The following is a 249-nucleotide window of genomic DNA, read 5'->3' on the forward strand; positions in this document are numbered from 1 at the left end:
TGGCGAGTTTGATGTGTTCCTGACCTTGCAGGTCTTCCATCCTCAGTTTGTTGTTCGCCCAGGTACGGATGACGTTCCTTGTGTTCCAATCGGCGGGGATATGGTCGGTATGGGCACTGTCGTGCATCACTCCGGAGATATACGGACGGTCGGGATTACCTTGGACGAAGGAGAGCATCACTTCTGTGCCTTCGTGTAAGGGGAAGTGGATGCCGTATTCGGGACCGGCATAGGGTTTGGCCAGTCGGA

Annotated in this window: 1 protein-coding gene; it reads right to left on the reverse strand. The window is 55.0% G+C overall.

From position 1 onward, the window contains the following. On the reverse strand, nucleotides 1-249 hold a 249-nt coding region (locus tag ACTHUG_RS11655), incomplete at both ends, for a phage baseplate assembly protein V (protein WP_440386928.1).

Source organism: Neisseria sp. P0022.S009 (genome assembly GCF_051956675.1).
Classification (GTDB): domain Bacteria; phylum Pseudomonadota; class Gammaproteobacteria; order Burkholderiales; family Neisseriaceae; genus Neisseria.